This is a genomic window from Flavobacterium ardleyense (assembly GCF_033547075.1).
Taxonomy (GTDB): domain Bacteria; phylum Bacteroidota; class Bacteroidia; order Flavobacteriales; family Flavobacteriaceae; genus Flavobacterium; species Flavobacterium ardleyense_A.
Map to the genome: position 1 here is coordinate 1,205,411 of NZ_CP137891.1, position 26,139 is coordinate 1,231,549.

23 protein-coding genes and 2 tRNA genes are annotated in these 26,139 nt (G+C 35.6%); 15 read left to right on the forward strand and 10 right to left on the reverse strand.

Annotation, left to right across the window (positions count from 1 at the left end; all coding sequences use genetic code 11):
- Position 1: 1 nt before the first annotated feature.
- Both SBO79_RS05175 and SBO79_RS05180 read left to right on the forward strand, forming a co-directional pair.
- Positions 2-715: a pyridoxine 5'-phosphate synthase gene (locus tag SBO79_RS05175; protein WP_318642601.1), complete on the forward strand. Its 714-nt coding sequence runs from the start codon at positions 2-4 to the stop codon at positions 713-715.
- A 29-nt stretch (positions 716-744) separates the two neighbouring features.
- Complete coding sequence (locus tag SBO79_RS05180; RefSeq protein ID WP_318642603.1) at positions 745-1,509, forward strand: alpha/beta fold hydrolase; 765 nt, start codon at positions 745-747, stop codon at positions 1,507-1,509.
- Between the two features lie 67 nt (positions 1,510-1,576).
- On the opposite strand, the gene SBO79_RS05185 is transcribed toward SBO79_RS05180, so the two are convergent.
- Both SBO79_RS05185 and SBO79_RS05190 read right to left on the reverse strand, forming a co-directional pair.
- The gene (locus SBO79_RS05185; protein WP_318642605.1) at positions 1,577-2,911 is read right to left on the reverse strand and encodes a T9SS type A sorting domain-containing protein; all 1,335 of its coding nucleotides are present in this window, start codon (positions 2,909-2,911) and stop codon (positions 1,577-1,579) included.
- A gap of 96 nt (positions 2,912-3,007) precedes the next feature.
- Positions 3,008-3,937: a T9SS-dependent choice-of-anchor J family protein gene (locus SBO79_RS05190; protein ID WP_318642607.1), complete on the reverse strand. Its 930-nt coding sequence runs from the start codon at positions 3,935-3,937 to the stop codon at positions 3,008-3,010.
- Positions 3,938-4,237: 300 nt separating this feature from the next.
- Between SBO79_RS05190 and SBO79_RS05195 the strand changes: the two genes are divergently transcribed.
- The 6 genes from SBO79_RS05195 (at position 4,238) to clpX (ending at position 9,855) form a co-directional block, all read left to right on the forward strand.
- Positions 4,238-4,426 (forward strand): hypothetical protein, encoded by a 189-nt coding sequence (locus tag SBO79_RS05195; RefSeq protein ID WP_318642609.1) that lies wholly within the window; start codon positions 4,238-4,240, stop codon positions 4,424-4,426.
- Between the two features lie 324 nt (positions 4,427-4,750).
- A complete protein-coding gene (locus SBO79_RS05200; protein WP_318642611.1) occupies positions 4,751-5,137 on the forward strand; it encodes a hypothetical protein in 387 nt (128 codons plus the stop codon).
- Between the two features lie 958 nt (positions 5,138-6,095).
- Positions 6,096-6,440: a phage holin family protein gene (locus tag SBO79_RS05205; RefSeq protein WP_318642613.1), complete on the forward strand. Its 345-nt coding sequence runs from the start codon at positions 6,096-6,098 to the stop codon at positions 6,438-6,440.
- A 79-nt stretch (positions 6,441-6,519) separates the two neighbouring features.
- Complete coding sequence (gene tig, locus SBO79_RS05210; RefSeq protein WP_318642615.1) at positions 6,520-7,842, forward strand: trigger factor; 1,323 nt, start codon at positions 6,520-6,522, stop codon at positions 7,840-7,842.
- Positions 7,843-7,896: 54 nt separating this feature from the next.
- Positions 7,897-8,574, forward strand: a complete 678-nt coding sequence (gene clpP, locus SBO79_RS05215) for an ATP-dependent Clp endopeptidase proteolytic subunit ClpP (protein ID WP_318642617.1) — start codon at positions 7,897-7,899, stop codon at positions 8,572-8,574.
- Between the two features lie 48 nt (positions 8,575-8,622).
- Positions 8,623-9,855, forward strand: coding sequence for an ATP-dependent Clp protease ATP-binding subunit ClpX (gene clpX / locus SBO79_RS05220; protein ID WP_318642619.1), 1,233 nt, complete (start codon positions 8,623-8,625; stop codon positions 9,853-9,855).
- 59 nt (positions 9,856-9,914) lie between these two features.
- Here the strand turns inward: clpX and SBO79_RS05225 are convergent, their stop codons facing one another.
- Both SBO79_RS05225 and SBO79_RS05230 read right to left on the reverse strand, forming a co-directional pair.
- Positions 9,915-10,106, reverse strand: coding sequence for a hypothetical protein (locus tag SBO79_RS05225; protein WP_318642621.1), 192 nt, complete (start codon positions 10,104-10,106; stop codon positions 9,915-9,917).
- A 2-nt stretch (positions 10,107-10,108) separates the two neighbouring features.
- Positions 10,109-10,282, reverse strand: coding sequence for a hypothetical protein (locus SBO79_RS05230; RefSeq protein WP_318642623.1), 174 nt, complete (start codon positions 10,280-10,282; stop codon positions 10,109-10,111).
- A gap of 356 nt (positions 10,283-10,638) precedes the next feature.
- Here SBO79_RS05230 and SBO79_RS05235 point away from each other — a divergent pair, with 356 nt between their 5' ends.
- Positions 10,639-11,958, forward strand: a complete 1,320-nt coding sequence (locus SBO79_RS05235) for an HTTM domain-containing protein (RefSeq protein WP_318642624.1) — start codon at positions 10,639-10,641, stop codon at positions 11,956-11,958.
- A 157-nt stretch (positions 11,959-12,115) separates the two neighbouring features.
- Here SBO79_RS05235 and SBO79_RS05240 read toward each other — a convergent pair whose 3' ends face one another.
- The gene (locus SBO79_RS05240; RefSeq protein ID WP_318642626.1) at positions 12,116-13,642 is read right to left on the reverse strand and encodes a GH3 auxin-responsive promoter family protein; all 1,527 of its coding nucleotides are present in this window, start codon (positions 13,640-13,642) and stop codon (positions 12,116-12,118) included.
- A gap of 217 nt (positions 13,643-13,859) precedes the next feature.
- Between SBO79_RS05240 and SBO79_RS05245 the strand changes: the two genes are divergently transcribed.
- Positions 13,860-14,657, forward strand: coding sequence for a DUF2797 domain-containing protein (locus SBO79_RS05245; protein WP_318642628.1), 798 nt, complete (start codon positions 13,860-13,862; stop codon positions 14,655-14,657).
- Between the two features lie 234 nt (positions 14,658-14,891).
- On the opposite strand, the gene SBO79_RS05250 is transcribed toward SBO79_RS05245, so the two are convergent.
- A complete protein-coding gene (locus tag SBO79_RS05250) occupies positions 14,892-17,531 on the reverse strand; it encodes an AsmA-like C-terminal region-containing protein (RefSeq protein ID WP_318642630.1) in 2,640 nt (879 codons plus the stop codon).
- Between the two features lie 18 nt (positions 17,532-17,549).
- Positions 17,550-19,307: a signal peptide peptidase SppA gene (gene sppA / locus SBO79_RS05255; RefSeq protein ID WP_318642632.1), complete on the reverse strand. Its 1,758-nt coding sequence runs from the start codon at positions 19,305-19,307 to the stop codon at positions 17,550-17,552.
- A gap of 190 nt (positions 19,308-19,497) precedes the next feature.
- On the opposite strand from sppA, the gene folK reads away from it, so the two are divergent.
- Positions 19,498-20,646, forward strand: a complete 1,149-nt coding sequence (gene folK / locus SBO79_RS05260) for a 2-amino-4-hydroxy-6-hydroxymethyldihydropteridine diphosphokinase (RefSeq protein ID WP_318642634.1) — start codon at positions 19,498-19,500, stop codon at positions 20,644-20,646.
- On the opposite strand, the gene SBO79_RS05265 is transcribed toward folK, so the two are convergent.
- Positions 20,633-21,166, reverse strand: a complete 534-nt coding sequence (locus SBO79_RS05265) for a TrmH family RNA methyltransferase (RefSeq protein WP_318642635.1) — start codon at positions 21,164-21,166, stop codon at positions 20,633-20,635. The two genes, folK and SBO79_RS05265, sit on opposite strands and share 14 nt — an antisense overlap.
- A 69-nt stretch (positions 21,167-21,235) precedes the next feature.
- Positions 21,236-21,670: a DUF1573 domain-containing protein gene (locus SBO79_RS05270; protein WP_318642636.1), complete on the reverse strand. Its 435-nt coding sequence runs from the start codon at positions 21,668-21,670 to the stop codon at positions 21,236-21,238.
- 157 nt (positions 21,671-21,827) lie between these two features.
- Here SBO79_RS05270 and mutS point away from each other — a divergent pair, with 157 nt between their 5' ends.
- The 4 genes from mutS (at position 21,828) to SBO79_RS05290 (ending at position 25,710) form a co-directional block, all read left to right on the forward strand.
- Positions 21,828-24,431, forward strand: a complete 2,604-nt coding sequence (gene mutS / locus SBO79_RS05275) for a DNA mismatch repair protein MutS (RefSeq protein ID WP_318642638.1) — start codon at positions 21,828-21,830, stop codon at positions 24,429-24,431.
- A gap of 143 nt (positions 24,432-24,574) precedes the next feature.
- Positions 24,575-24,650, forward strand: a tRNA-Gly gene (locus SBO79_RS05280).
- Positions 24,651-24,842: 192 nt separating this feature from the next.
- Positions 24,843-24,928, forward strand: a tRNA-Leu gene (locus SBO79_RS05285).
- Positions 24,929-25,350: 422 nt separating this feature from the next.
- Entirely contained in the window at positions 25,351-25,710 is a 360-nt protein-coding gene (locus SBO79_RS05290) for a DUF1508 domain-containing protein (RefSeq protein WP_318642640.1), read from the forward strand.
- Between the two features lie 87 nt (positions 25,711-25,797).
- On the opposite strand, the gene SBO79_RS05295 is transcribed toward SBO79_RS05290, so the two are convergent.
- Positions 25,798-26,025 (reverse strand): hypothetical protein, encoded by a 228-nt coding sequence (locus tag SBO79_RS05295; RefSeq protein WP_318642641.1) that lies wholly within the window; start codon positions 26,023-26,025, stop codon positions 25,798-25,800.
- Between the last annotated feature and the right edge of the window lie 114 nt (positions 26,026-26,139).

Here is a 26,139-nt window from a genome sequence, read left to right on the forward strand (position 1 = left end):
CATGACGCAACTAAGTGTAAATATTAATAAAATTGCAACACTTCGCAACGCTAGAGGTGGAAATGTGCCTGATCTTTTGCAGGTGGCGAAAGATTTTGAACGATTTGGTGCTCAAGGTATAACCATTCACCCAAGACCTGACGAGCGGCATATAAGATATCAAGATGCACGGGATTTAAAAAACATTGTAACCACTGAGTTTAATATCGAGGGTAATCCCGAAAAATCGTTTATTGATCTTGTAAATTCAATCAAGCCAGAGCAGGTAACGCTCGTTCCTGACGCTCCAGATGCTATTACTAGTAATGCGGGTTGGAATACTATTAAGCACAAAGATTTTCTGATTGATATTATTAAGGAATTTAAAAGTCAGGGAATACGAACTAGTATTTTTGTGGACCCTGTGCATGATATGATTGAAGGTGCCGCCATCGTTGGTGCGGATAGAATTGAATTATATACTGAAGAATTCGCCCATCAATACAGTCTTGGCAATAAAGAGGGCGTCAAACCTTATATAAGTAGCGCTGTTTTGGCAGGCGAACTTAATTTAGGAATTAACGCAGGACATGATTTAAGTTTGGATAATATCGCCTTTTTTAAACATTCAATACCAAATCTTCTGGAAGTTTCAATCGGTCATGCGTTGATTGCCGAATCTTTATATTTTGGAATGGAAACTGTGACTAAGCGATATTTGGAGTTTTTAAAGTAAAAATTGTTGGAAATTAAAATAGTAATTTTATGTTGTATTCAAAAATTGAAGGTACTGGCAAAGCATTTCTGATATTACACGGTTTTCTCGGCATGTCAGATAATTGGAAAACTTTAGGCACAAAGTGGGCAGAGGCAGGTTATGAAGTACATCTTTTGGATTTGAGAAATCACGGGCGAAGTTTGCACTCGGATAAATTTAATTATGACGTAATGGCGCAGGATGTTTTTGAGTATTGCAAAGAGAAAGAGCTTAGTTCAATTTTCTTGATGGGCCATTCTATGGGTGGTAAAGTGGCCATGACATTTGCTGCTTTGCATCCGGAATTAGTAGAAAAGTTGATTGTAGCAGATATTGGTCCTAAGGAATATAAACCTCATCACGATCAGATATTAGAAGGACTTTCTGCTGTAGATTTCACAGAAAAGCCAGAGAGAAGTGATGTTGATGAAATTGTTTCCAAATATGTTGAAGATTTGGGCACACGCCAATTCCTATTAAAGAGTTTATATTGGGAAACCCCTGGGCAGCTAGCGTACAGATTTAATCTTCCAGTATTCTTAGAAAATAGAGATAGTATTGGAGAACCATTACAAACAGACGCTTCGTATTCTGGACCTACATTATTTTTGAGAGGAAGTAAATCTAATTATATTTTGGATGAAGACTTTAGAGAAATTAGGAATTACTTTCCAAAAGCTACTATTGTCACTATAGCCAATGCAGGACATTGGCTTCACGCCGAAAATCCTGATGAAGTTTACGATTCGGTTCTAAATTTCTTAATGCAATAATTTCAAATATGTTATATAAAAAAAGCCCCTTTTTTGAAAAAGGGGCTTTTGTATTTATAAAGAGTAACTAGTTTTTAACAACTCTCATTACTTCAACTTTTCCTGAAGCATCTTTAGCAGACACAATATATACACCAGCGTTAAGATTGCTCATATTAATAGAAGCAGAATTTACTGCATCAAAAGACGCAGATAATACTTGTTTTCCTAGCATATCAATAACGTAAACATCAGAGATCGTAGCATTTTCGCTAGAAAGTGTTAGTATTCCTGATGTTGGGTTTGGCGAAGCAGTAAACTTCTTAACCGTCGCAACATCATTTATGCCTAGAGAAAAACTTCCGTCAAATTTGAAGATACCTCCAGTATTTTCGTCCTGGTTAAAACCACCACTCCATCCTGTAGTTCCATTTAGGAAAGCTACTTCACCTCTTTGTTCTGCAGCTCCAAAAATAGTCCACGTAGCTCCATTATCTTCACTATAAGCAGATCCTGGACCAGCAGCGTCCGCACTACATTTAACAATTACTTGCGTACCTGGAATATATGCAAAAGATCCTGATCCTAAGGGTGCAGTAGATGGAGTACCGGCATCCCATGTGGCACCACCGTCAAATGTTCTGAACATTGTAAAGTTAGGACTTGAAACAGAACCTAATCTTCGAACTAACATTCCTACGTTATCATCGCTAAAGAAAAGATCACCACCAGCATTAGTACCAGAGAAATCTGTTACCGGTGCATTGAATTTCTGGAAAGTCATTCCCATATCGGTAGTTCTATAAATATTTCCTTTATTTGTTACATACCAGAAACTATTTCCGGCATATGGATTTCCTCCGTTGTAGCCATATTCTCCAGATTGCGGTGGCGGTGCAGTAACTGCAGTCCACGTAGCACCGGCATCAGTAGTTCTGAAAAGTTCGTAAGCTCCATTTACAGGATCTCCCTGTGTAACACCTACATTTTCGTTAAAAAAGTGCACTACGTTAAAGAATGAATCTGTTGAGATGTAATTTGCTTCATTTAATCCTTCCCAAGTTAATCCGCCATCGGTAGTTTTAAATAGACCACCAAATCCTTGAACGTCTCTAGATACACCACCAACATAGGCAGTCATACCATCAATTGCAGATACATTTGTAAGCATCATTCCATCTGCTTCTGGTATCGATCCAGGAATCCAAGTATTTCCGCCATCTGTAGTTCTAGTAAAATCTTGTATGTCATTAGTGGGATCGCTTCCGTCATATGTTATAGCCCAAACGGTAGATGCGTTTACTATATCTATATTTCTAATTCCTCTAGACGTTTCAGTAAAACCGGTACTTTGTACTGTCCATGCTTGCGCAAAGGTTGCTGTAGAGGCTAAAACCATTGCTGAGAGTAAAACTTTTTTCATATTAAATTTGGTTTATGATTAGGTTAATAAAAAAATAAAGACTAAAGATATAAAATAATATCTTTAGTCTTTATAATAAAATTTTATTTCTAAAATTTATTTCTTCATAAATTTCTTAGTCGCAACCCCTTGATTAGATTTGATTGAGATAACATACATTCCTGAAGCTAAGTTTGCTACATTGATTTCTGCAGTATCTGTGCTAGAGAAAGAATTATTAAATACGATTCTTCCATTTACATCTGTTATTTTCACAGAATCAATTTGCAATGCATCGCTAGAAGTAATGTTTAAAACATTTGTTGCTGGATTTGGATACATTGAGAATTTACTTGATAAAACGTCATTTACAGACATTGCATCTGTGGTAGTAATTGAGAAATCATCTACTTGCAACATGTAGATGTCTGTTCCAACATTGCGAATCGCAACACGAATTGTTTGTCCTGCGTATGCATCAAGATCGTAAGTATCATCTAGCCAAAATTCATAAGGTGCTTCGTATACGCCTTGGCTAATTTGTGTAAAATCAGATGCTTGAGATGGAGTTCCAGTACCGTTGTAAACGTATACTTGATATTTTTCTAATCCGTAATCGTCAGCTAAAGATTTGATATGGAACATTAGTTCATTTCCAGATGCACCCAAAGTAACTGGAGGACTGATTAACCAGTCATTATTTTGACTTACACCATCCGTTTGGCTGTTAGACCAAGAAGCAGCATATTTCTGTCCCGAATGCGGTGCGAAGGTTGGAGATTCAGAAGCATCGTGAGTATCACTTACTCCAGCTGCTGCAGGATTAAAAATAATAAATGCTTGAGGTATAAAAGCATTTTCCCATGCGTCAGCAACTTCAAGTCCTCCAACGTAAGAACTACCTCCATCAAGATCCAAGGTAATCCAATTTCCAAACTCTAAAGAAAAATCATCATAAGTTTCGAATCCATCTTCAAAAAGGACAGTTTGAGCATTAGCAGTGAAACATCCGGCTACGAAAAGTAGTGATAGTAAAGTTTTTTTCATAATAAGTGTATTAAATTTAATTTTTAATAGAGTTTCAAATATATAGTAATAATGACAATAATCCAACTTATACTATCGACTATCTATTATTTTAACAGTACTTTAGTTTTTATTTGTAATTTCTAAGATCGTATGTGAGAGCCTGAATTTTAATTTTTCAAGTTGGTTGTCCTAAAGGCATTGTTTACGAGACAGTAAATTACAAAGGCCAAAATTTTAAAACATATTGTTAAAATTGTATAAGATTTAAAGTAGTAAAATACTTATTTTTGACTCCAACAACTTCTAAATAACTAACTTATGAATCTTAAAAGAATTTTTGGAGCAATATTGACCCTTTTGGGAATTGCCGGACTGATCTATACTGCAACTTTATTTGCTGGAGCAGGTGAAGGTGGATATAAATCGCTCATTATATATGGTGTATTAGGTTTTGTTTTCTTCTTTGCTGGAATCAGCTTGGTAAGAACTACAAAGGACGAGGCATAAGCCATTACACTTACTAAGATTGAAGCGCTATTTACTTTTGTTGAAAAGTAGATAGCGCTTTTTTAGTAGATTGGATTTAGCGAAATATTAATATTTAAATGTTGATCCGTTTTTTAATCTCTGCATCTTTACTTTGTAGAAGTGCCCATTAGATTTCTAATCAGAGAATAGAATTTTATAAAAAGAAGTAAATGAAAAAGTTCAAAATCATTATTTGAAATGCATCAGGTGTTGATTATGTAATATTGAACTAGGAAGGTTGTGACTAGGGAGGTTGTATTGGCGATTGGGTAGAAACTTATTCCATAAATAATTTAAATAAATATGAATTGGTATGATTTAATCTTCTACAATGTCTTTAAAAGATATTATAAAGAAGGTAATTATAAAAATGATATTCCTTTGCTGACAGCCTCGATTATTGTGGGTGTTTCGTTTTCATTCTATATTTTAAGTGGGTTCTTATTAGTTTATTACTTTATTGTAGGCCAAGATGTTCCAATGTTAAGTAAATCTCCGATAATCATATTTGGGTTTACTTTCAATTTAGCAAACTATTTATGGTTTAAAAATAAAGATCGCTATCTAATTGTCTATAGCCATTTTAAATCATCCGAAAGAAATGATAGACAACAAGAAGTTTTGTCTTGGCTATTTATTATTCTTGGTTTTGCGTCTGGGCCGTTGGTTGCCCTTTTTATCAGATTATAAAATAAACTGTGATTTCTAGAATCTACTATACGATATGGTCAGATTGCATTAGGCAGATTAAAACTGTTCCGTCGAATAAGTCCGATTGGAAGTTCATTACGATGACAACTATGTCTTTTTTAATGGGTGTAAATCTTGCATTTTTACTTCTGCTAATTTCATCGTTAATAATAAAGTTCACATTTACTATTGACATAGATATTCTGCCTGGGACGAGCTAAGATGCGGCGTTAAGCTTCTTTCTAACATTTATATTGCCAATGATGATAATAAATTACTTTTTGATTTTCAAAAATGTTAGATATTTGACGTTCGTAGATAAATATAGATTCTACAATGGACAATATTTTAAAAAGTATATGTTAGGTTCACTTTTAATTCTATTAGGCCTTTTATTAATTAGTATGATTTACGTTAATGTTTTTCAATGAAGAAAATAATATTTAGACTATGCCAAAGTATTTATCTATTCTTTTTAAGAAGGTTAGGATCTGATAAATTCACTTCTAAAGCAGCCGCACTAAGCTGGACGTCATTTGCTATTTCGGTGAGTATAGTGGTTATTGTCAATATCTTATTACACCTACTATTTAATGAAAACTATTTTTTGACATTAAATAGATTCGTTGTATTTTGTTTCTTTTTTTCGATTTTCTTGCTTGTTGAATATCGAATCAAAAAATTACTTGATAAATATTAATCTAGGTTGCAACCGTTTTTCTATAATTTATTTCTAAATAAACCTCACTTCAATGTTACCTCTAAACCGCGTGAGGGATAGAAACGGAAATCCTTTTTGCCTTTTTTAAGGCAAAAAGATTGGAGAGTATAGCTCGGCCCAAAGGGACACGCCCAAAATATTTTCCTCAATCTTGCCGTATTAATTATTGATGAAAAATCTGTAACTTTGACAAAATGCCTCGCTAAATAGGCAGTTGATAATCCCTAAATAAATTTTATGAACTTAGTTATTAGAATTCTTGTTACTGCCTTTATTGTGTTGCTTCTTGCCAACTTTCTGGGTGGCGTTTCTGTAGATGGTTTTGGTACTTCGATCATTGTGGCGATTGTGTTAGGATTGCTGAATCTGATTGTAAAGCCTTTAATGGTTTTGTTTACATTGCCAGTTACACTGCTTACATTAGGCTTATTCTTGTTTGTAATTAATGCTGTTATCATTTTGTTATGCTCTGAACTTGTAGGCGGATTTCACGTTGCATCGTTCTGGACTGCACTACTTTTCAGTATTTTGCTCTCTGTTTTGCAATCTGTAATGAATGGACTATTAGGAGAATCTAAATAAAATGCTAAGAGGTGGGCAAAAAGTTGGGCATCAAACAAAAATGTTCTAATTTTGCCACCCAATTTTACAATCAAAAATTATGAATATTACAAGAAAAAATATAGACGATTTAAATGCGATAATCACCATCGAAATCGTTAAAAGCGACTACTCTGACCAACTTGAAAAAGAAATGTGGCAGTACCGCAAAACGGCTGCTCTTCCAGGTTTTAGAAAAGGATCTGCGCCGGTAAGTGTAATCGAAAAAAAATACAGAAAACCTGCCTTGCTTGAAGCAATCAACAAGCAAGTACAAGCGGCTTTGAACAAATACCTACAAGAAAACAAGATGAATATCTTGGGGAATCCAATTCCGAAAGCGGATGAAACTATCGATTGGGATGGTGACGATTTCACTTTTGAATTTGAAATTGGTCTTACTCCACAGTTTGACATTAATCTCGATGCTGCACAAAATGTAGTAAAATATAAAGTTATCGCAAACGATGAGTTGCTTGACGAACAAGTAGCAAGAATTCAAAAACAATACGGAAAACAAGTTTCACAAGGAGAAGTTGCTGCAGATACTGACGTGACTATCACCTTTAAAAACGAAGAAAAAGAAATTGAGCATACTGCAACAATTGCTTTGGATGAGTTTAAAGATCAAAAAACGATCGATGCACTTTTAGGCAAAAAAGTAGAAGATGTAGTAACTTTAAATACTAAAGATTTATTTAAAGATGACCACAAATTAATGGAATACCTAGGAGTTGGTCACGATGATGTTCACAATCTTGCTATTGATGTGACTGCGACTATTGACGAAATAAATATCAGCGAGCCTGCAGATCTTAACCAGGATCTATTTGATAAGCTTTTTGGAGAAGGAAAAATTGCTTCGGTTGACGAATTGAAAGAAAAAATCAAGGAAGATGCTGAGAGACAATTTGCACAGCAAGCAGATCAAAAATTCTTAAGTGATGTAAGCGAAGCTTTAATTTCGGACACTAAATTTGACTTACCGGAATCTTTCTTAAAGAGATGGATTATGACAGCTGGTGAGACGCCTCTTACAGCTGAGCAAGCTGAAGTTGAATATGCAAAATCTGAAAAAGGATTGCGTTACCAACTTATTGAAGGTCGCCTAATGCAACAAAATAATATTCAAGTTTCTTTTGAGGACCTTAAAGGATATGCTGCTGCTATAATTAGACAACAAATGGCTCAATTTGGACAAACAGATCCTACAGATGCAGAAGTTGAAGGGATTGTTGCTCGTGTACTTGGAAATCAAGAAGAAGTAAAAAGATTGTCTGCTCAGGTGATGAGCGAAAAAATGTTGGCACTTTTCAAAGGGAAAAATTCTGAAGAAAAAGAAATTACTTACGACTCTTTCGTGAAAGAGATGTACGGAGAATAAGCTTTCTTTAATAGTATAGAAAGTGTCGGGTTAATAATTCTTAATACAACAAATATGAATTACGGTAAAGAGTTTAAAAAATACGCTACGAAGCACCACGGTGTAAGCAGTATGTACTATGATAAAATTGTAGGAAGTGTAACGCCAACCGGTATGACACCTTATATTATTGAGGAAAGACAATTAAATGTATCTCAGCTAGATGTTTTTTCTAGACTAATGATGGATAGAATTATTTTTCTAGGTACGGGAATCGATGATCAAATTGCAAATATCGTTCAAGCGCAATTGCTTTTCTTAGAAAGTGCAGACGCGGCAAAGGATATCCAGATTTACATCAACTCTCCAGGTGGAAGTGTTTATGCAGGATTAGGAATTTATGATACAATGCAATACATTAAGCCAGACGTAGCAACAATCTGTACAGGAATGGCAGCTTCTATGGGAGCGGTAATTCTTTGTGCTGGTGCAGAAGGAAAACGTTCTGCCTTGCCACATTCAAGAGTAATGATTCACCAACCATCTGGAGGTGCACAAGGTGTAGCAACAGATATGGAAATCAATTTACGAGAGATGCTTAAGTTGAAAAATGAATTGTACGAAATCATTTCTCAGCATTCAGGACAGACTTTTGAAAAAGTTCATACTGATAGCGAAAGAGATTATTGGATGAAAGCTGATGAGGCTAAAGAATACGGAATGGTTGACGAAGTACTTCGTAGAACTGTATAATTTTTTATAATAAATAAGGATTTGATCCTTACAATATATAATTGAAGAATGGCAAAACAAGTCTTAGAATGTTCATTTTGTGGAAGGAAAAAGCCTGAAACCAGTTTACTGATTGCGGGAATTAATGCGCATATTTGCGACAGTTGTATTGAACAGGCACACGGAATTGTTTTAGAGGAAGTGAAAAGTAGCGGGGCAAAAATTGATACTACCGATTTAGTATTAAAGCGGCCCAAAGAAATTAGAGCTTTTCTAGATCAATATGTTATTGGACAAGATCAGACAAAAAAAGTAATGTCAGTTGCAGTTTACAATCACTATAAACGATTGATGCAGCAACAACAGAGCGATGATGTCGAAATCGAGAAAAGTAATATCATTATGGTAGGGCAGACGGGAACAGGGAAAACTCTTGTTGCCAAAACCATTGCTAGAATGCTTGAAGTTCCATTAGCGATAGTAGATGCTACTGTTCTTACCGAGGCTGGATATGTTGGTGAAGATGTAGAAACTATTTTAACAAGATTGCTACAAGCGGCGGATTATGATGTTGCTAAAGCAGAACGTGGAATCGTTTTTATTGATGAGATAGACAAAATTGCTCGCAAGAGTGACAATCCATCAATCACTCGTGACGTGTCAGGAGAAGGTGTGCAACAAGCATTATTAAAGCTTCTTGAAGGTACGGTTGTAAATGTTCCGCCAAAAGGTGGTCGTAAGCATCCGGATCAGAAATTTGTTGAGGTAAATACGCAGAATATTCTCTTTATTGCTGGTGGTGCTTTTGATGGTGTAGAACGCATTATATCAAAAAGATTAAATCGTCAAGCAATGGGATACAATACTTCCAAAAATCCTGATAATATTGACAAGGAAAACTTGCTGCAGTATGTGATTCCTAAAGATATCAAAGATTTTGGATTGATTCCAGAAATCATTGGTCGTCTTCCGGTACTTACTCACATGGATCCTTTGGACAAAGCAACGTTAAGAGCGATTTTGACGGAGCCTAAAAATGCGTTGATTAAACAGTACGAAAAGCTATTCTTGATGGATGACGTGAAGTTAACTATTGATGATGATGCCTTGGATTATATTGTTGACAAAGCTTTGGAGTATAAACTAGGAGCGAGAGGATTGCGTTCTCTTTGCGAAGCAGTTTTAACTGACGCGATGTACGAACTTCCAGGATCTGATATTAAAGAATTAAACATCGATAGAGATTATGTTGAAGATAGCCTGAACAAAAATCTGTTGAGAAGATTACAGGCGGCATCATAATTTTTGCCACTTAATAGAAAAGAAAAATCCCGGCTTGCCGGGATTTTTTATGCTTAAGATTATCGATTGCTATTCTTAACTTTTCTATAGACAACGGCAACCATAAAGGTAATCGTTAGAAATGCTACCCCTAGAATTGTTCTAAATTCTATCAAGGGATTATCCGGAACAAAGTCGGTCATGGATATGATTAACATCAGTAAGGTGACAATCCATATTATCACTCCCATTATAAAGGTATTTCTATTCATATTTATTTTTGTTCTTGTGCATACGCTACAGCATACTGCGTTTTTGTGGTTTCTTTTGTAATTTGACTTTTATTGTGTTTGTTTTCAATTTCACATCTCGGACCACATCCATATCGTTTGGGTCCGCAAGCCGAAGCTATTAGTGCAAGAGAAAAAATGATTGCTATCTTTTTCATAATATAATTAATAATTTAGAGAATAAATCATTTTCAGCTGTTGTTGTACTACTTTGTAGTATTATTGTGATTCCTAATTTAATCCGTTTTTACTCGTTTTTCTACTTTATATCTTAATAGCCACTAAAGTACAAAAAAACTATTTAGCGTTTGCCTTTGCTTTAGAAAAGGTGCTTTTGCGATGGTAGGTAATTTCTACATCATACCTTCAATAACTATAATCTTTGCATCATGCAGCTGTGTAGAGCAAATAATATCAAACAAATTAGTGTATTGATTCAACAGAATTCTACTATAATTTATTGCAGATGAATTAATGTTATACATTTGTCTACGCGTCTAATTATTTTTTTTTTGTGAAGTATTCATCTATCGTCGAGAGACTAAATGCTCCTATTGACAATATCCAATTAATTCTCTTTAGAATTCTTTTTGGAGCTTTATTAGCTTGGCATTGTATTGATGCTATGATGACTACGTGGTTGGATTTTGTTTTCATACAACCAAAATTTACATTTTCACACATCGGAATGGAATGGCTGCAACCACTAGCAGGAAACGGAATGTACTACTACTATGCAGTAATGGCAGTTTGTGGTGTGCTTGTCTCGATAGGATTGTTTTATAGGTACAGCCTGGGAGTCTTTACAATTTTGTTTGCAGGCGCCTATTATATGCAAAAGACAACTTATAACAATCATCATTATTTAATGCTTCTGTTGTGTGTAATAATGTTATTTCTTCCCGCCAACACTTCTTATGCTGTTGATGTAAAATTAAACCGTTCTAAGAGACAGGATCTGATGCCCGCTTGGTGTAGATTTGTACTAATCTTTCAGATTTCGATAGTATATTTTTTTGCCACGGTTGCCAAATTATATCCCGATTGGTTAGATGGTACCTTTATACGAATCTTACTATCTAGATTTAAGATGCCGATATTAAAGGAAATCTTTTCTTATGACTGGTTTATATATTCTGTAACCTACGGCGGACTATTTTTCGATTTTCTTATAATCCCGCTTTTGCTTTACCGAAAAACTAGAAAGTATGCTTTTTTCGCCGCGATTTTTTTTCATATGTTTAACAAAGCGCTCCTTGCTATTGGAGTTTTTCCGTTTTTAGCACTTGCATTTTCGGTTCTATTTTTCCCACCTGAATTTTTTAGAAAGTATTTTCATAAGAGTAATTCTGTGTTTCAATCGATGATTCCGGACTCACGTAATAGCAAAAAGATTTTGATACTGTTCTTTTTGCCATTTTTTATCCTTCAACTAGCACTTCCTTTAAGGCATTGGTTTATCAAAGGTGATGTACTTTGGACAGAAGAAGGGCACCGTTTAAGTTGGCGAATGATGCTGAGAAGTAGAGTGGGAGAAACAAAGTTTCTTATCGTTAATAATGCTACAAATAGCAAAGAATTTTATGATTTAGATACATTGTTGACTAAAAGTCAAATAAAGCAGATGCGGACAATGCCTGATATGATTTGGCAAACTGCTCAAATAATCAAAGAGCAATATAACAGAAAGGGTATTGAAATCAGTATTTATGTAGATTCAAAAGTATCAATAAACAATAAACCAAAACTGCCGTTAATAGATCCAAATGTTGATTTGGCCAAAGCAAAGTGGGATTATTTTGCACATAATGAGTGGATCTTACTCTATGATTAGCTAAAGTTTAGATAATTACTTCTCAAAAATTCTATCAAAATTAATAAAGGTCTGGAATAGATGTAGTTTAATATCTACGGCTGCGATAAGTTTGGAGAGCTTACAGTCTGGTATTTGTAATATTAACGCAAGCGGCGATTTACTTTAATTGAGTCACTTATAATATAATTTTTGACTGCAGCTCAAGCAGTTGCTCGACATAATCACGCTTGTTTGATAATCGAGGTATTTTATGCTGTCCACCTAATTTGTCTTGTTCCTTGAGCCAATCATAAAATAAATTAGGACGCGCCACATTTATAGTAAGCTCATTTAGAGTCATATTATTATGCCTCTTGGCTTCGTAATCTGAATTTAGTTCTTGTAATGATTTATCCAATAAGGTAGTAAATTGCTGCATATCATCAGGTGGATTTTTAAATTCAATAATCCATTCGTGACTACCTTTTTGTCGACCTTCCATAAACACGGGAGCTACGGTATAATCTTTTAAATCTACCGATGCAATTTTACAGGCTTTCGCCAAAGCTCTGTCAGTATTCTCTACCATCAATTCTTCACCAAAGACATTAATATGATGTTTTGTCCGTCCTGTAACTCGAATTCGGTACGGACTCAAAGAAGTAAAACGAACGGTATCGCCGATTAAATAGCGCCATAATCCCGAATTTGTGGTAATTACAATAGCGTAATTTTTATTGAGCTCGACATCGGCAAGTCGTACAATTTTGTTGTCATCTTGTCCAAAAGAACTCATCGGGATAAATTCATAGAAAATTCCGTAATCAAGCATTAATAGCAGGTCATTAGAATCGTTTAGATCTTGAATTGCAAAAAATCCCTCAGAAGCATTGTAGATTTCGTAATATTTAAAATCGCTGCTCGGAATAATTTTTTTATACTGCTCTCTATAAGGATCAAAATTTACACCGCCGTGAAAGTAAACTTCTAGATTTGGCCATACTTGTAAGAGATGCTCCGATGAAGTCGTTTCCAACACTTTATTGAGAAGCACCATCATCCATGAGGGAACTCCAGCAAAGCTTGTGACATTTTCATTAATTGTCTCGGCGATAATGGCTGGAATTTTTGTTTCCCAATCCGTCATCAGCGAAACTTTGTTTGAAGGTGTACTGCTAAATTCTGCCCAAATAGGCATGTTCTCTATAAGTATTGCCGATAAATCTCCGTAAAATGTGTTGTTTGCTTCATAGATCTGTTTGCTTCCGCCTAACCGCAAGCTTTTTCCTAAAAACAATTTTGAGTCTTCATTATTGTTGAGGTAGAGACATAATAAATCCTTACTCCCCTTATAATGACAATCTTCAAGTGCTTCAGTACTTACAGGAATAAATTTACTCTTTGCATTGGTGGTACCACTTGATTTTGCAAACCACTTGATTGGAGTATTCCACAAAATATTATGTTCTCCTTGCCTTGCCCGCTCAATCATGGGCTCCAAATCTTCATAGGTTGAAATAGGAACTCTACTTGCAAAAGTTGCGTACGATCTAATTGAATTAAATTCATACTGATTTCCTACGCTCGTATACTCGGCAGAACGTATTAGGTTAAGAAGTAATTCTTCTTGAACCTCGCCTGGATATTTTAAAAACAATTCAATTTGGTGAATTCTTTGTTTTAAAAACCAAGAGGCTATTGAATTTACAATTGTTAAAGCCATTAAACGTTCATATTAGATATCTTCACTTTTTATTTTCTGCAGAATTTTAATTCTAAATCATATTACTTTTTATCCACAACGGCATTTTCTATCTTTGAAGTTGTTCCTTTGTGGAGATTACAAGGTTTTCAAACTAGGCTCAAAAAAACCGACAGTTTCCAAAAATACAAAATTTATAAGTATAATTAAAGATTTGAATTTCTAAAAATTTCCCCAAATGCAATTTGAAGCTACGCTACGTAAAATGACTACCGAAATTGGAGATCCAATTCAATACTATATGATTTTTGACGATAATTTTATAAACGTAAATCAGTTATTGGGCAAGGAAATATCTATCGATTTACTGGGTTCGCAATGTTTAAACTGTCTAAAGTCCAAGAAAGTTTTCCGTCAAGGTTTCTGCTACGACTGCTTTTATAAAAGTCCGATGGTGGGCGATTGGATCATGCGTCCCGAACTGAGCACGGCACATCTTGGTATTGCCGACCGTGATCTTGACTATGAAACTCAAGTTCAAATCACACCGCATATCATTTACTTAGCATCTTCCTGCGAAGTAAAAGTGGGTGTTACACGTGGCACGCAAGTTCCAACTAGATGGATAGATCAAGGTGCCGAAGCTGCCATCCCCATTATGGAAGTTCCCAATAGGTATTTAGCGGGAGTTACCGAAGTTGCCCTCAAAAACCATTTTGTCGATAAGACCAATTGGCGAAAAATGCTACTTAATGATGTTGTAGATGTAGATCTTGAGGAGGCTAGAGCAAAGTTGCAAGATTTGCTTCCAGGCGAATCTCGCGAATTTTATGACCTCAAACCTCAGACTGTTATGAAACTTTCTTATCCAGTACTGCAATATCCTACCAAAATTAAAAGTTTAAGTCTCGAGAAAATGCCGAATTTCAAAGGTATTTTAACTGGAATTAAAGGACAGTATTTAATGTTTGAAGATGGCACCGTCTTTAATGTCCGCAGCGCCGAAGGTTCAGTAGTTCGTATTTCTGTCTATTAAAAATATTATTTCTGTTGTAATTAGATGTGTTTTTATTTAGGCGTTCCCCAGAAGGTTCGGGCTTTCCACTCCCAATCTTTTGTTTATTAAAAGAAAAAAAAAGGATTTGCTTCGCCAATTCGCTTCGCTCGGTTCCGATCCAATCCCTAACGCAAAACCGTCACTGAAATAACCGTAGATTTTATTATCACATATCAAAAAAGGCTACAATTACTTGTAGCCTTTCTAAATTTATTAGGGTGTGGTCGCCGGTGGTGTTGCGGGTTCTGGTTTTTTCTTTTTATTAAATAAACCATTCAAAATGTCATTCGCCTTGGTTTGTATTGCTTCCTTTACCGGTTGTGTGGTAGGTGGTGTACTAGTTTTTGTAGTGTCTTTTGGAGTATTGGAATTGTTTCCTAAGCCATTCAATAGACCACTAAGTGCATTTGTACCCTGAGTAACCAATTTGTCTTTTTGCATTTGAACCAATTGTGTAGCAAGTGCAGTCACTGCCTGCTTTGTATCAGTTTGAATTTTTGGATTTTTGAAGTTTCCAGTCAAATTGGCGTTAATCGGAATGTTTTTAATTTTCGCCGCATCAGCAGGTGTAAGACTTGCTAGTAATTTGTTGGCTTCTGTACCTAAATATTTCGCAGGAACATCAAAATTCAATTTATAATTTATAGATTGATCAAATCCGTGCTGTCCTCCAACGGTCAATTTAATATCTTGGTATTTGATGTCGAAAGGTTTCAGGTTAACCTTTCCATTTTCAAATGTTAGGTAAGTGCTCAAATTGTTTAGATTTACTTTTGACAAATCGATAAAGTTCAAATTGTTATCAAGTGCAGTAAGCAACGTGCTACTTTGGGCATTTACAGTGGTCGATAGCAGTTGTCCCATGAGATCTCCAGTGATTGACGCAAGATTTGGAGTCATCTCTTTTGCGTCAAGATTTCCTCCTACGTGAATCGTAGAGTTCAGTTGTCCATTGATAATTCCTGCTATTGGTGCAATACTTTTCAACATCTCAAGCTGTGTAAAAGTCTGAGCGATGTCTACGTTCTTTAATCCTAAAGTCATATTAAAGGTTGGTACTTTCTCTTTGGTCGAAACATTACCCGATACTGCAATCAATCCGCCAAAGATATTTGTTGTTACATCTTCAAGTGTAGCTTTCTCATCTTTTATAGAAATTTTTCCAGCCACATTTTTCAGAACGAGATTGTCATATAATACTGTGTTCGCTTTCGCGGAAAGAGTAACGTTTAAGAACGATGGAATTTTTAATGCCTCTGAAGTTTTAGTCGTAGTTTTGGCGGCAGGATCTTCGGCGGTCATAAAGTCTGCTAGTGATAATTGATTGGAAGTCATACTGAAGTTTCCTTTTAACTCTTGTTTTCTAAACAAAAAGCCATAAAAATTATCCAATCTTCCTTTCGCACTAATATCACTTTTCCCTGTTGTAGCATCAAATTGCTGAAGGTTTACGTGATCCGTATTAAAAGACATTGCAGCGGTAGCAATATTTAAAGCTGATCCCTTATCATCAACATATTTAAAATTTGAAATGCTCATTGTCCCCGCGTTGTCAATTTTCTCATACTTATTATCTTCTACTGCTTGCATATCAAACTTCGTGGTAAGATCTGCTTTTAAAATCCCTTGCAGTGGCTTGTCCAATTTTATTGGATACGCATTCGATAGATTTCCAAGATTGATCGTTCCTTTTAAGGCAGCATCAACCAAGGGATTTTCGACTACATTTCTAATTTTTGCTTTAGCGCTAAAAACATCTTGATCAATTGCAAAAGTCAATTTGTCTAGATCAACATAAGTATCATTCAAAATTCCACTATCATTGATGATTTTTGCATCAATTACGATATTCTGAACAGATTTTGGTAAGTCGGGATATTTAAAAGAAGCGTTATTGGAGGCGATTTTTAAGTTAAAAGCAGGAACAGTATTTTCTGAATACAAGCCCTTTGCAAAACCCGAAAAAGAGAAATCTCCCGTTGTTTTGATATTGGCGAGGCTGCCAGAATATTTAGCAGGAACCAACGCGAGGAAATTCGTAAATGATGAACTAGGAGTTTTAAAAGTAAGATCATACTGCTGACCAGCTTCAACCAGTTGGATAAAACCATTAAACTCTAAAGGAAGCTGATTGATAATAGCTTTGTTTTCTTTAAAGGTATATTTGCTGTTTTCCAAATCGATTCCTAAAACGGCATCAAGTTTCAACGGAATCTGACGCATATAATTTGTACCGTCCATATCCAAAGTTAGTGATGCTTGCGATGTTGTAACCAAATCCAATTTAGAAGCCGCAAAGTCGCCGCTTCCGGAGTGATTTAGACTATCGATGACCATTTTTAAATTTGATCCTTGATCAAAATAAACAAATTTAAGGTTGTTGATTTTGTATGATTTTAGCTTTAAAGCCAACGGAGCACTATTTCCTTCATCTGTTGAGGCATCATCTTTAAGAGCAATGTCAAAATTTCCGACACCATCTTTGTTGAAAATTATATTTACTTGACCATTATCAGAGGTAAATGAATCAATATTCATCGGCTCGTTGTCACCTTTAAAAAGTTCTTTAATGGACATTTTTAAATCTAAAGTTCCAAATGAAACCAAAGTGTCTCCAGCAAATGGCGCTTTATTGATAATCACTAAATGATCAACCGACACATTCGCGTCAGGGAAACTTTTGATAAAACTTAAATCTACATCCTTGAAAGAAACTGTAGCATCAACATTTTTGTTGATAGTCTGTGCAATTTTAGCTTTGATAGCGTCTTGAAATATAAATGGTGCGGCAAATAATGCTATAATTAGCAGTAAAAATACTACTCCGATTATGGTAAATATCCTCTTAGTCATACTTTTTTTTTATTCTATTTATTTTACTTTGAGTTGGTAAGGCATCAATAATTGTACCCCTCTTTGATTTGTAGCATTCTTGATGTCTTGAATTAATTGGTAATTCTCAGCTCCAATTTCTTTTTCAAGAATTGCTTTGGAGGAGATAAACGATGGCATTAATGAAGCAAAAAGATCTTTAAAGCTTTTCTCGTACTCCGGGTAACTTCTCGTGCTGTACTTGTCTATTTTTGCCATTTTTGCTGCTTGAGCCACAGCATCGTCTAGACTTCCTAACTTATCTACTAGTCCAATTCCAAGCGCATCTGCACCAGTCCAAACGCGGCCTTGACCAATTGCATCCACTTGTTCTGCAGTCATATTTCTTCCATCGGCAACTCTACTCACAAAAATACTATAAATACGTTCGACGTCGCTTTGAGTCGCCGCTCTCATCGTTGCATCCAGTGGTAAAAATGGAGAGTAGTCTGCCGAATTTTTATTGGTTTTAATTTGCTGCGTATGAATTCCGATTCTATTAGAAAGTTTGGTGAAATTTGGAAGAACTCCAAAAACTCCAATAGAGCCCGTAATTGTATTTGGTTCGGCAAAAATCATATCGGCATTACAGGAAATATAATAGCCTCCAGATGCGGCAACATTACCCATAGACACCACAATTGGTTTTATTCCTTTTGTCAACTCAACTTCTCTCCAAATTAAATCAGACGTCAAAGCACTTCCTCCTGGCGAATCAACTCGCAGTACAATTGCTTTTACATTGTCATCTTCTCGAGCTTCCTTAATTGCACGACGCATCGAGCCTTCTCCAATATAAGAAACATCTCCTTCGCCACCCATAATCTGACCTTGTGCATATATTACCGCAATTCTGTCTGAACCTAAGGTTTTGCTCGTAGTTGCAACATTTTTGGCGTAAGCTACAATATCTATGCTTTTATACTCCTTATCTTTTTCGATATTCAGCTTTTTTCGAATCTGATTGTGATAAATATCTTCATAAGCAACTACATCAATTAGATTTTCGGCTTTTGCCATTTCGGGCGTTCTTGCTTGCAAATCATCTGCAATTGCATTCAATCTATCTTTTGAAATTTTTCTGCTTCTTGATACTTGTTCCAAAATTACATTCCAACTCGTTTGAAGCATTGTAGTTACTTGCTCTCTGTTGGCATCACTCATTTCATTCTGCAAAAATGGCTCAACTGCACTTTTGTATTTTCCGTGTCTAATTACTTCCATCTTGATTCCAGATTTTTCTTGCAAATCTTTGAAGAACATCAATTCGGCTGATAAACCCTTAAAATCCAATCCTCCAACTGGGTTTAAGTAAATTGAATCCGCAACACTGTTTAAAAAATATTCACCTTGCGTCATTTCGTCTCCATATGCGTAAACAAACTTCTTTGACGTTTTAAAATCTTCAATTGCAGACCGCAGCCAATTAGTTTGCGCTGCTCCTAATTTTGAATCACTGTTGATAATCGAAATACCTTTAATGCTTTTGTCGGTTTTGGCGTATTCGATGGCTTTAATTACATCCGTCAAGCCGTCATTGTTTACTTCGTAATAATCAAAGTCTGTGTATCTTGCTTTTCCGGCATAGTCGCGATTTACTTCGGCAAGATCTAAAACGATTACCGAATTATTATTTACAACTACTTTTTCACTTCCACTGCCCGCAATTACTCCAATCATAACGATCCCGAAGAAAAATAGCATAAAGAATATAAATAAACCAACGAGTGTGGCGAGGACGTTTCCTAGAAATTTCATAATTATTATTTTATTATAAGTCGATTTATTTATCAGAAAGTTACACTTGTCTACAAATTAAATAAATAATAGTGAGCGCAACTAATATAGGTCTAGTATTAAATTGTTTTAGTTAATTTTGTCGCTGACAAAGATTGTTACAGCAAAGGAAACTCTTCTTTGTACAACGTTTTTTAAGTAGATTTTTTATATGGAATTTTTTCAAAATCGGGCAGTTTTATCATTAGGAAGTAATCTTGGCGATCGAGAGCAAGCCATAATATCTTGTATTGATGCAATCAACTTCCAGATAGCTACCGTTACCGATGTTTCTAAACTGTACGAATCAGAAGCGTGGGGTTTTAGTAGTGATGCTTTTCTCAACTGTGCTATTTTGGTTCATACTTCTCTTACAGCTTCAGAGCTTTTAGAATCGCTATTAAAACTCGAGCTAGACTTGGGTCGAAAACGATCTGCCGAAGAAGGTTATCAAGCCCGAAATATCGACATCGACATTATTACCTTCAACGAAGAGATAATTGCGGCTGACAATCTTCAAATTCCCCATAAGGAAATGCAAAATCGTAAATTTGTGCTTTTACCCTTGTGCGATTTGAAATTTGAATGGAATCATCCGATTTTTCATCAATCAAAAGAAAAGCTTTTAGCATCTACTTCTGATACTTCTGCCTGTATAATTTTCGGAAAATTAGAAAATCCAATTTCCAGATATCGCTTTAATAACTGCAATTATGTCGCAGTAGAAGGCAATATTGGCGCGGGCAAAACGACTTTGGCCAAAAGAATTGCCGACGACTTTAATGCTAAAACCGTCCTTGAACGATTTGCAGATAATCCTTTTCTTCCCAAATTTTACGAAGATCCAAGTCGATATGCTTTTCCGCTCGAAATGTCTTTTCTTGCCGATCGCTATCAACAAATTACCGATGACCTAGAGCAATTTGATCTTTTTAAAGATTTTATTGTTGCCGATTACCACGTCTTTAAATCATTGATATTTTCTAAAATAACTTTAGTCGAAGAAGAATTTAGACTTTACAGCAATCTTTTTGATATTATGTACAGACAGATTCCAAAGCCTGATTTGTATATCTATTTATATCAAAACACCGAACGTTTACTTTTAAATATAAAGAAACGTGGTCGTGATTATGAGCAGGACATCGAAGCTGAATATCTCGACAAGATCAACCGAGGCTATTTGGAATATATTAAAAATCAAAAAGAATTAAATGTATTAATCATCGATGCCTCAGAATTGGATTTTGTGAATCAACAAAGTGATTATCTCTTAATTCTAAATCAAATATCAGAAAAACTAAGTCTTAAAGAATTCTAATTTTAGCAAATAAATCCCAGATAACAATTCCCGCACTTACCGCAATATTCAGGGAGTGCTTGGTTCCAAGTTGCGGTATCTCTATACAAAAATCGCTATTCTCTACTGCTTCCTGTGAAACGCCAAAAACTTCGTTTCCGAAAATTAACGCGTATTTTTTTCCTATTTCTACTTCAAAATCTTCAAGGCTTTTTGAGCCCTCAACTTGCTCGATTGCCGCGATTATAGCGCCGTCATTTCTGGCAATTTCGATAGCTTCAAGAACTGTTTCACAATACTGCCATTCAACTGTTTCTGTAGCGCCGAGCGCCGTTTTGTGAATTTCTTTATTTGGAGGAACAGCGGTGATTCCGCACAGAAAAATCTTTTCGATCAAAAATGCATCGGCCGTGCGAAAAACCGAGCCGATATTATTCAAACTTCGGATATCGTCCAAAATTATTGTAATAGGAGTTTTTTGAGCCTCCTTAAAATCTTCAACACTTTTGCGATCGAGTTCGCTATTTTCTAATTTTCTCATTTTGAAAAAGTACAAAAAAAAACTTCCCAAAAAAATCAGGAAGCTTGTTAGTTTTATTAAAAGGGATGTCTAGCTCTTTGTTGCTGCAGCTTCTTCTGGCAATACATTTCCTTTAATTGTAAGAACTGTGCTAGGTTTTACTGCATTTGTTGTAAGTGTAACTGTTTTAGAGAATGCACCAACACGGTCAGTTGCATATTTTACGCTAATTTTTGCAGTTGCTCCTGGAGCAATCGGTTCTTTAGGATAAGTTGGAACTGTGCAACCACATGATCCTTGAGCAGATGTAATAATAAGTGGCGTGTTACCAGTATTTGTGAAAACGAAATCACGTTTACCATCAGAATTTTTAGCGATAGTACCGTAGTCAATTGTTTCCGCCTTAAAAGTCATCTCTGCTCCTTGCACTTGTTTTACTTCAGTTTTCGATTTTTTCGCAGTCTGTGCGTTTGCCGTAGTCATTCCTAAAACACCAACTAAAGCCAACATTACTATTTTTTTCATCTTAGAAGAATTTATTTTATTCTAGCAAATCTAATAAAAAATGATATCTCCTTTCAAAAAAAAATCCTAAATTATACTTTTAAATCTCACATAATGTATAGTCTAGTATAATGTAGTAAATTCGCTTCTCTATATTCTTTTATAAAACACTTACACATTGGCAGCAAAAAATACCACTCCCAAAGAGACTCCTTTAATGAAACAGTACAACGAGATCAAGCGAAAGTATCCTGATGCCTGCTTGCTTTTTCGCGTTGGCGATTTCTATGAAACCTTTGGTGAAGATGCTATCAGGGCTTCCAAAATTTTGGGAATTGTGTTAACCAAAAGAGGTGCTGGTTCTGAAACGGAAACCGCTCTTGCGGGATTCCCACACCATTCTATAAATACATATTTGCCAAAATTGGTGAAAGCAGGATTGAGAGTTGCCATTTGCGATCAACTGGAAGACCCAAAACTGACCAAAACAATTGTCAAACGTGGCGTTACTGAATTGGTGACTCCGGGAGTCTCAATGAATGACGAGGTTTTGCAATCAAAATCAAACAATTTCTTAGCGGCAATTCACTTTGGTGCTAAAAGTTTGGGTATCGCATTTTTAGATGTTTCTACCGGCGAATTTCTTACTGCGCAAGGAAATGAAGAATATATTGATAAACTGCTGCAGAATTTTAGCCCAAGTGAGATTCTGATTAGCAAATCAAATAAAAATGATTTTAAAGAAGCTTTTGGCTCAGATCATCACATATTTATTATTGACGAATGGGTTTTTAATAGTGAATATGCTTTCGAAACCCTGACCAATCACTTTGGAACAATCTCCTTGAAAGGTTTCGGAATTGACGATTTGCAGGAAGGAATTATTTGCTCAGGAGCGATTTTATTTTATCTGTCCGAAACACAGCATAACAAACGAAATCATATAACCAATATCCATCGCATTGCCGAAGACCAATACGTATGGATGGATCGTTTTACCATCAGAAACCTTGAACTTTATCATAGTTACAATCCCAATGCGGTGACGTTATTGGATATTATCGATAGAACGATTTCGCCAATGGGCGGGCGTTTGTTGAAACGGTGGTTGGCTCTTCCTTTAAAAGATGCAGTCAAAATTAGCAATAGACATGATGTTGTGGAGTATTTGATGCAAAATGAACCTATCATGTCTAAAGTGCAATCGCAGATAAAGCAAATTTCAGATTTAGAAAGATTAATTTCTAAAATCGCTGCTGCAAAAGTAAGTCCGAGAGAAGTTGTTTTCTTAAAAAATTCTCTTGATGCAATTATTCCAATTAAGAAGCTTGCGCTAAATTCTACCCAAGAAGCTGTGCGAATGATTGGTGATAGTTTGCATGATTGCGAATTGCTTCGCGAAAAGATTGGTACGGTACTCAATGCCGAAGCACCGGTGGCTTTGGCAAAAGGCAACGCTATAGCAAAAGGTGTCAGTGCCGAACTTGACGAACTTCGGGCAATTTCAACTTCTGGTAAAGAATTTCTTGATCGCATTGAAGCTAGAGAATCTGCTGCGACTGGAATTACATCCTTGAAAATCTCCTTTAATAATGTTTTTGGATATTATATCGAAGTGCGCAATGCACACAAAGATAAGGTTCCTGAAAACTGGATCAGAAAACAAACTTTGGTGAATGCAGAGCGCTATATCACCGAGGAATTAAAAGAGTACGAATCTAAAATTCTTGGCGCCGAAGAAAAAATTCAGAAAATAGAAGCCGAGCTCTTTGATCAGCTTGTAGGTTGGATAAGCGATTATATCAAGCCAGTACAAATGAATGCCGCTCTCATAGCGCAACTAGATTGTCTGACTGCCTTTGCACAACTTGCCAAAGAAAATAAATACACGCGTCCTGAACTTGATGATAGTTTTGAACTTAAAATAGAAGGCGGACGACATCCTGTAATAGAAAAGCAGTTGCCAATTGGAACGCCGTACATTGCCAATGATGTTTTTCTAGATCGTGAAACCCAGCAACTGATTATGATTACTGGTCCCAATATGTCCGGAAAGTCAGCAATATTACGACAGACAGCTTTGATTGTTTTGATGGCGCAAATGGGAAGTTTTGTTCCAGCCAAGAAAGTTAGTATGGGAGTTGTAGATAAGATTTTCACGAGAGTAGGAGCTTCTGACAATATCTCGATGGGTGAATCAACTTTTATGGTGGAAATGAATGAAACAGCGTCAATCTTGAATAACGTTTCGGAGCGGAGTTTAATTTTGCTTGATGAGATAGGGCGAGGAACTTCTACTTATGATGGGATATCTATTGCTTGGGCTATTGCCGAATATCTTCATGAGCATCCATCGCGCGCTAAAACTCTTTTTGCAACTCACTACCATGAGCTAAATGAAATGCAGGAAATTCTGCCGCGAATCAAGAACTTTAATGTTTCGGTAAAAGAGCTAAAAGACAATGTACTCTTTTTACGAAAGCTCGTAGAGGGTGGAAGTGCCCACAGTTTCGGAATCCACGTTGCAAAAATGGCGGGAATGCCGCAGACAGTAATCTTAAGAGCACAGAAATTATTGAAGCGATTAGAGAAAGACCATTCTGATGGAGCCCTTACTGGAGTTGTATCGGCAAAAGATGAGATGCAGTTGAGTATCTTTAATCTGGACGATCCATTATTGGAAAGTATTAAAGAAGAAATTCTGGGTTTGGATATAAATACATTGACGCCTGTAGAAGCATTGATGAAGTTGAATGAAATAAAAAGAATGCTGATCAAATGATTTAATATTGATTTGCTAATTTGTAGCAAATCAAACCTTTAAAAAAATCTTTCAATTTTTTTAGGTTTTGTGTTGTAATATCCAATAAATGTACATAAATTTGCCACCGCAAGTAGTAATACTGGCAGTTCTTATAAATAATTGCGAAAATAGCTCAGTTGGTAGAGCGCGACCTTGCCAAGGTCGAGGTCGCGGGTTCGAATCCCGTTTTTCGCTCCATCAAAAGTTGATGATCGGATGGTAGGTGTATTTAATTAATTTTTTTTAAAAATTATATCCTCCTCTAAAAGTCGTTACTTTGTTGCTAGATATTTTTTATTAAATTTTATCTAACACAAAAAATTAATGCTCGGATGGTAGATGTATTTAATTAAATTTTTTAAAAAATTATATCTAACATAGAAAGTTAATGCTCGGATGGTGAAATTGGTAGACACGCTGGACTTAAAATCCAGTGAACAGCAATGTTCGTGCGGGTTCAAGTCCCGCTCTGAGTACAAGAAAGCTTCAAACTTATGTTTGGAGCTTTTTTTATGTCCAAAAAGTTTTGATTTGGTTGTCTAATTGATTCGGTTTTAATGCCATCATCTAAATTATAGATATCTATAATCAGAATCAATTATAGCTTTTCAAGATATTTTATAGATTTGAATTGTTTATTCTAATAATGAATTGTAGTAGCGAAGTTATTGCGAGAAGGATGGGAGCGGAAATCCTTTGTTGTGGCTTTGCGGAGCAAAAGCTACAACAAAGATTGGGAGTGGACAGCCTGACCGCCGCCTAAAAAAAACTTCAACTCTTACGAAAATATTCTGGCGGGGGTCTCGCCCAAAAAATAATGAAAGTCGTGAATTTCGAATTTTAACTAGTACTCATATCTCTTTTTCAACAAAATAACCAAACAGCATAAACCTCAATAATGGGAACTTTTTCTATCAGCACACGTTTTAATGGACAATATAAATTTGTTTTCAACTCTAGAAAAGGGAAGATTATCTATACGAGTATTCCGTACGAGGATAAAGAGGAATGTGAGAAAGCGATTGCAATTATCAAATCGGCTTCTCAAGAAAGTGCATTCCATAAATTTAAAGCTGCGGGCGGAAAATTCTTTTTTAAGATTCTGATTGATGATGTAGTAGTGGCGACAAGCCGAAAATATTCGACCGAATTAATGCTTCAAAAAGGAATCAACGAAATTTTAAAATACGGAGGTGAGGCGGAAACAATCGACTTTACAGAGCAGGATTTTGTATTTCCTGAAATCGATTTTGAATAATGTGAAATTTAGTGTTTAATTTCACCAACCGACTTAAATTAAAAAAGCCCCGCAATGCGAGGCTTTCCATTTTCTAAGAAGCTTAGATTATTGTTTTGCAGCGTCTTTAGCTTGCTCAACTTTCATTTCTTCTACAGCTTTAGTGCTATCAACCATTGCATCAGCTTCTGCTTCAACAGTTTCGATAGTAGCGTCAGCGTTAGCTTCAGTCATTTCAACGTTTGCTTCTTCAGCTGGAGTTTCTGTGTTTGCATCTTTACAAGATACTACTGCCATCATTGCAACTACTGCGAAGCTTAAAAATACTTTTTTCATCTTAATTATTTATAAAAGGTTAATTATTAATTCGGGGCAAAGATATACAAAATTTGATATGTAAATTTATTTTTGCACTTATTTTTTTATTTTTTTTTAATCTTAAATAAATGC

Coding starts and splice junctions, on each gene's coding strand:
- SBO79_RS05185 (WP_318642605.1), bottom strand. CDS start 2,911: ATGAAAAAAGTTTTACTCTCAGCAATGGTTTTAGCCTCTACAGCAACC.
- SBO79_RS05190 (WP_318642607.1), bottom strand. CDS start 3,937: ATGAAAAAAACTTTACTATCACTACTTTTCGTAGCCGGATGTTTCACT.
- SBO79_RS05225 (WP_318642621.1), bottom strand. CDS start 10,106: ATGAATAGAAATACCTTTATAATGGGAGTGATAATATGGATTGTCACC.
- SBO79_RS05295 (WP_318642641.1), bottom strand. CDS start 26,025: ATGAAAAAAGTATTTTTAAGCTTCGCAGTAGTTGCAATGATGGCAGTA.
- sppA (WP_318642632.1), bottom strand. CDS start 19,307: ATGAAATTTCTAGGAAACGTCCTCGCCACACTCGTTGGTTTATTTATA.
- SBO79_RS05270 (WP_318642636.1), bottom strand. CDS start 21,670: ATGAAAAAAATAGTAATGTTGGCTTTAGTTGGTGTTTTAGGAATGACT.
- SBO79_RS05175 (WP_318642601.1), top strand. CDS start 2: ATGACGCAACTAAGTGTAAATATTAATAAAATTGCAACACTTCGCAAC.
- SBO79_RS05230 (WP_318642623.1), bottom strand. CDS start 10,282: ATGAAAAAGATAGCAATCATTTTTTCTCTTGCACTAATAGCTTCGGCT.
- SBO79_RS05195 (WP_318642609.1), top strand. CDS start 4,238: ATGAATCTTAAAAGAATTTTTGGAGCAATATTGACCCTTTTGGGAATT.
- tig (WP_318642615.1), top strand. CDS start 6,520: ATGAATATTACAAGAAAAAATATAGACGATTTAAATGCGATAATCACC.
- SBO79_RS05265 (WP_318642635.1), bottom strand. CDS start 21,166: ATGAGAAAATTAGAAAATAGCGAACTCGATCGCAAAAGTGTTGAAGAT.
- clpX (WP_318642619.1), top strand. CDS start 8,623: ATGGCAAAACAAGTCTTAGAATGTTCATTTTGTGGAAGGAAAAAGCCT.
- SBO79_RS05180 (WP_318642603.1), top strand. CDS start 745: ATGTTGTATTCAAAAATTGAAGGTACTGGCAAAGCATTTCTGATATTA.
- clpP (WP_318642617.1), top strand. CDS start 7,897: ATGAATTACGGTAAAGAGTTTAAAAAATACGCTACGAAGCACCACGGT.
- SBO79_RS05250 (WP_318642630.1), bottom strand. CDS start 17,531: ATGACTAAGAGGATATTTACCATAATCGGAGTAGTATTTTTACTGCTA.
- SBO79_RS05245 (WP_318642628.1), top strand. CDS start 13,860: ATGCAATTTGAAGCTACGCTACGTAAAATGACTACCGAAATTGGAGAT.
- SBO79_RS05290 (WP_318642640.1), top strand. CDS start 25,351: ATGGGAACTTTTTCTATCAGCACACGTTTTAATGGACAATATAAATTT.
- SBO79_RS05240 (WP_318642626.1), bottom strand. CDS start 13,642: ATGGCTTTAACAATTGTAAATTCAATAGCCTCTTGGTTTTTAAAACAA.
- folK (WP_318642634.1), top strand. CDS start 19,498: ATGGAATTTTTTCAAAATCGGGCAGTTTTATCATTAGGAAGTAATCTT.
- SBO79_RS05200 (WP_318642611.1), top strand. CDS start 4,751: ATGAATTGGTATGATTTAATCTTCTACAATGTCTTTAAAAGATATTAT.
- SBO79_RS05205 (WP_318642613.1), top strand. CDS start 6,096: ATGAACTTAGTTATTAGAATTCTTGTTACTGCCTTTATTGTGTTGCTT.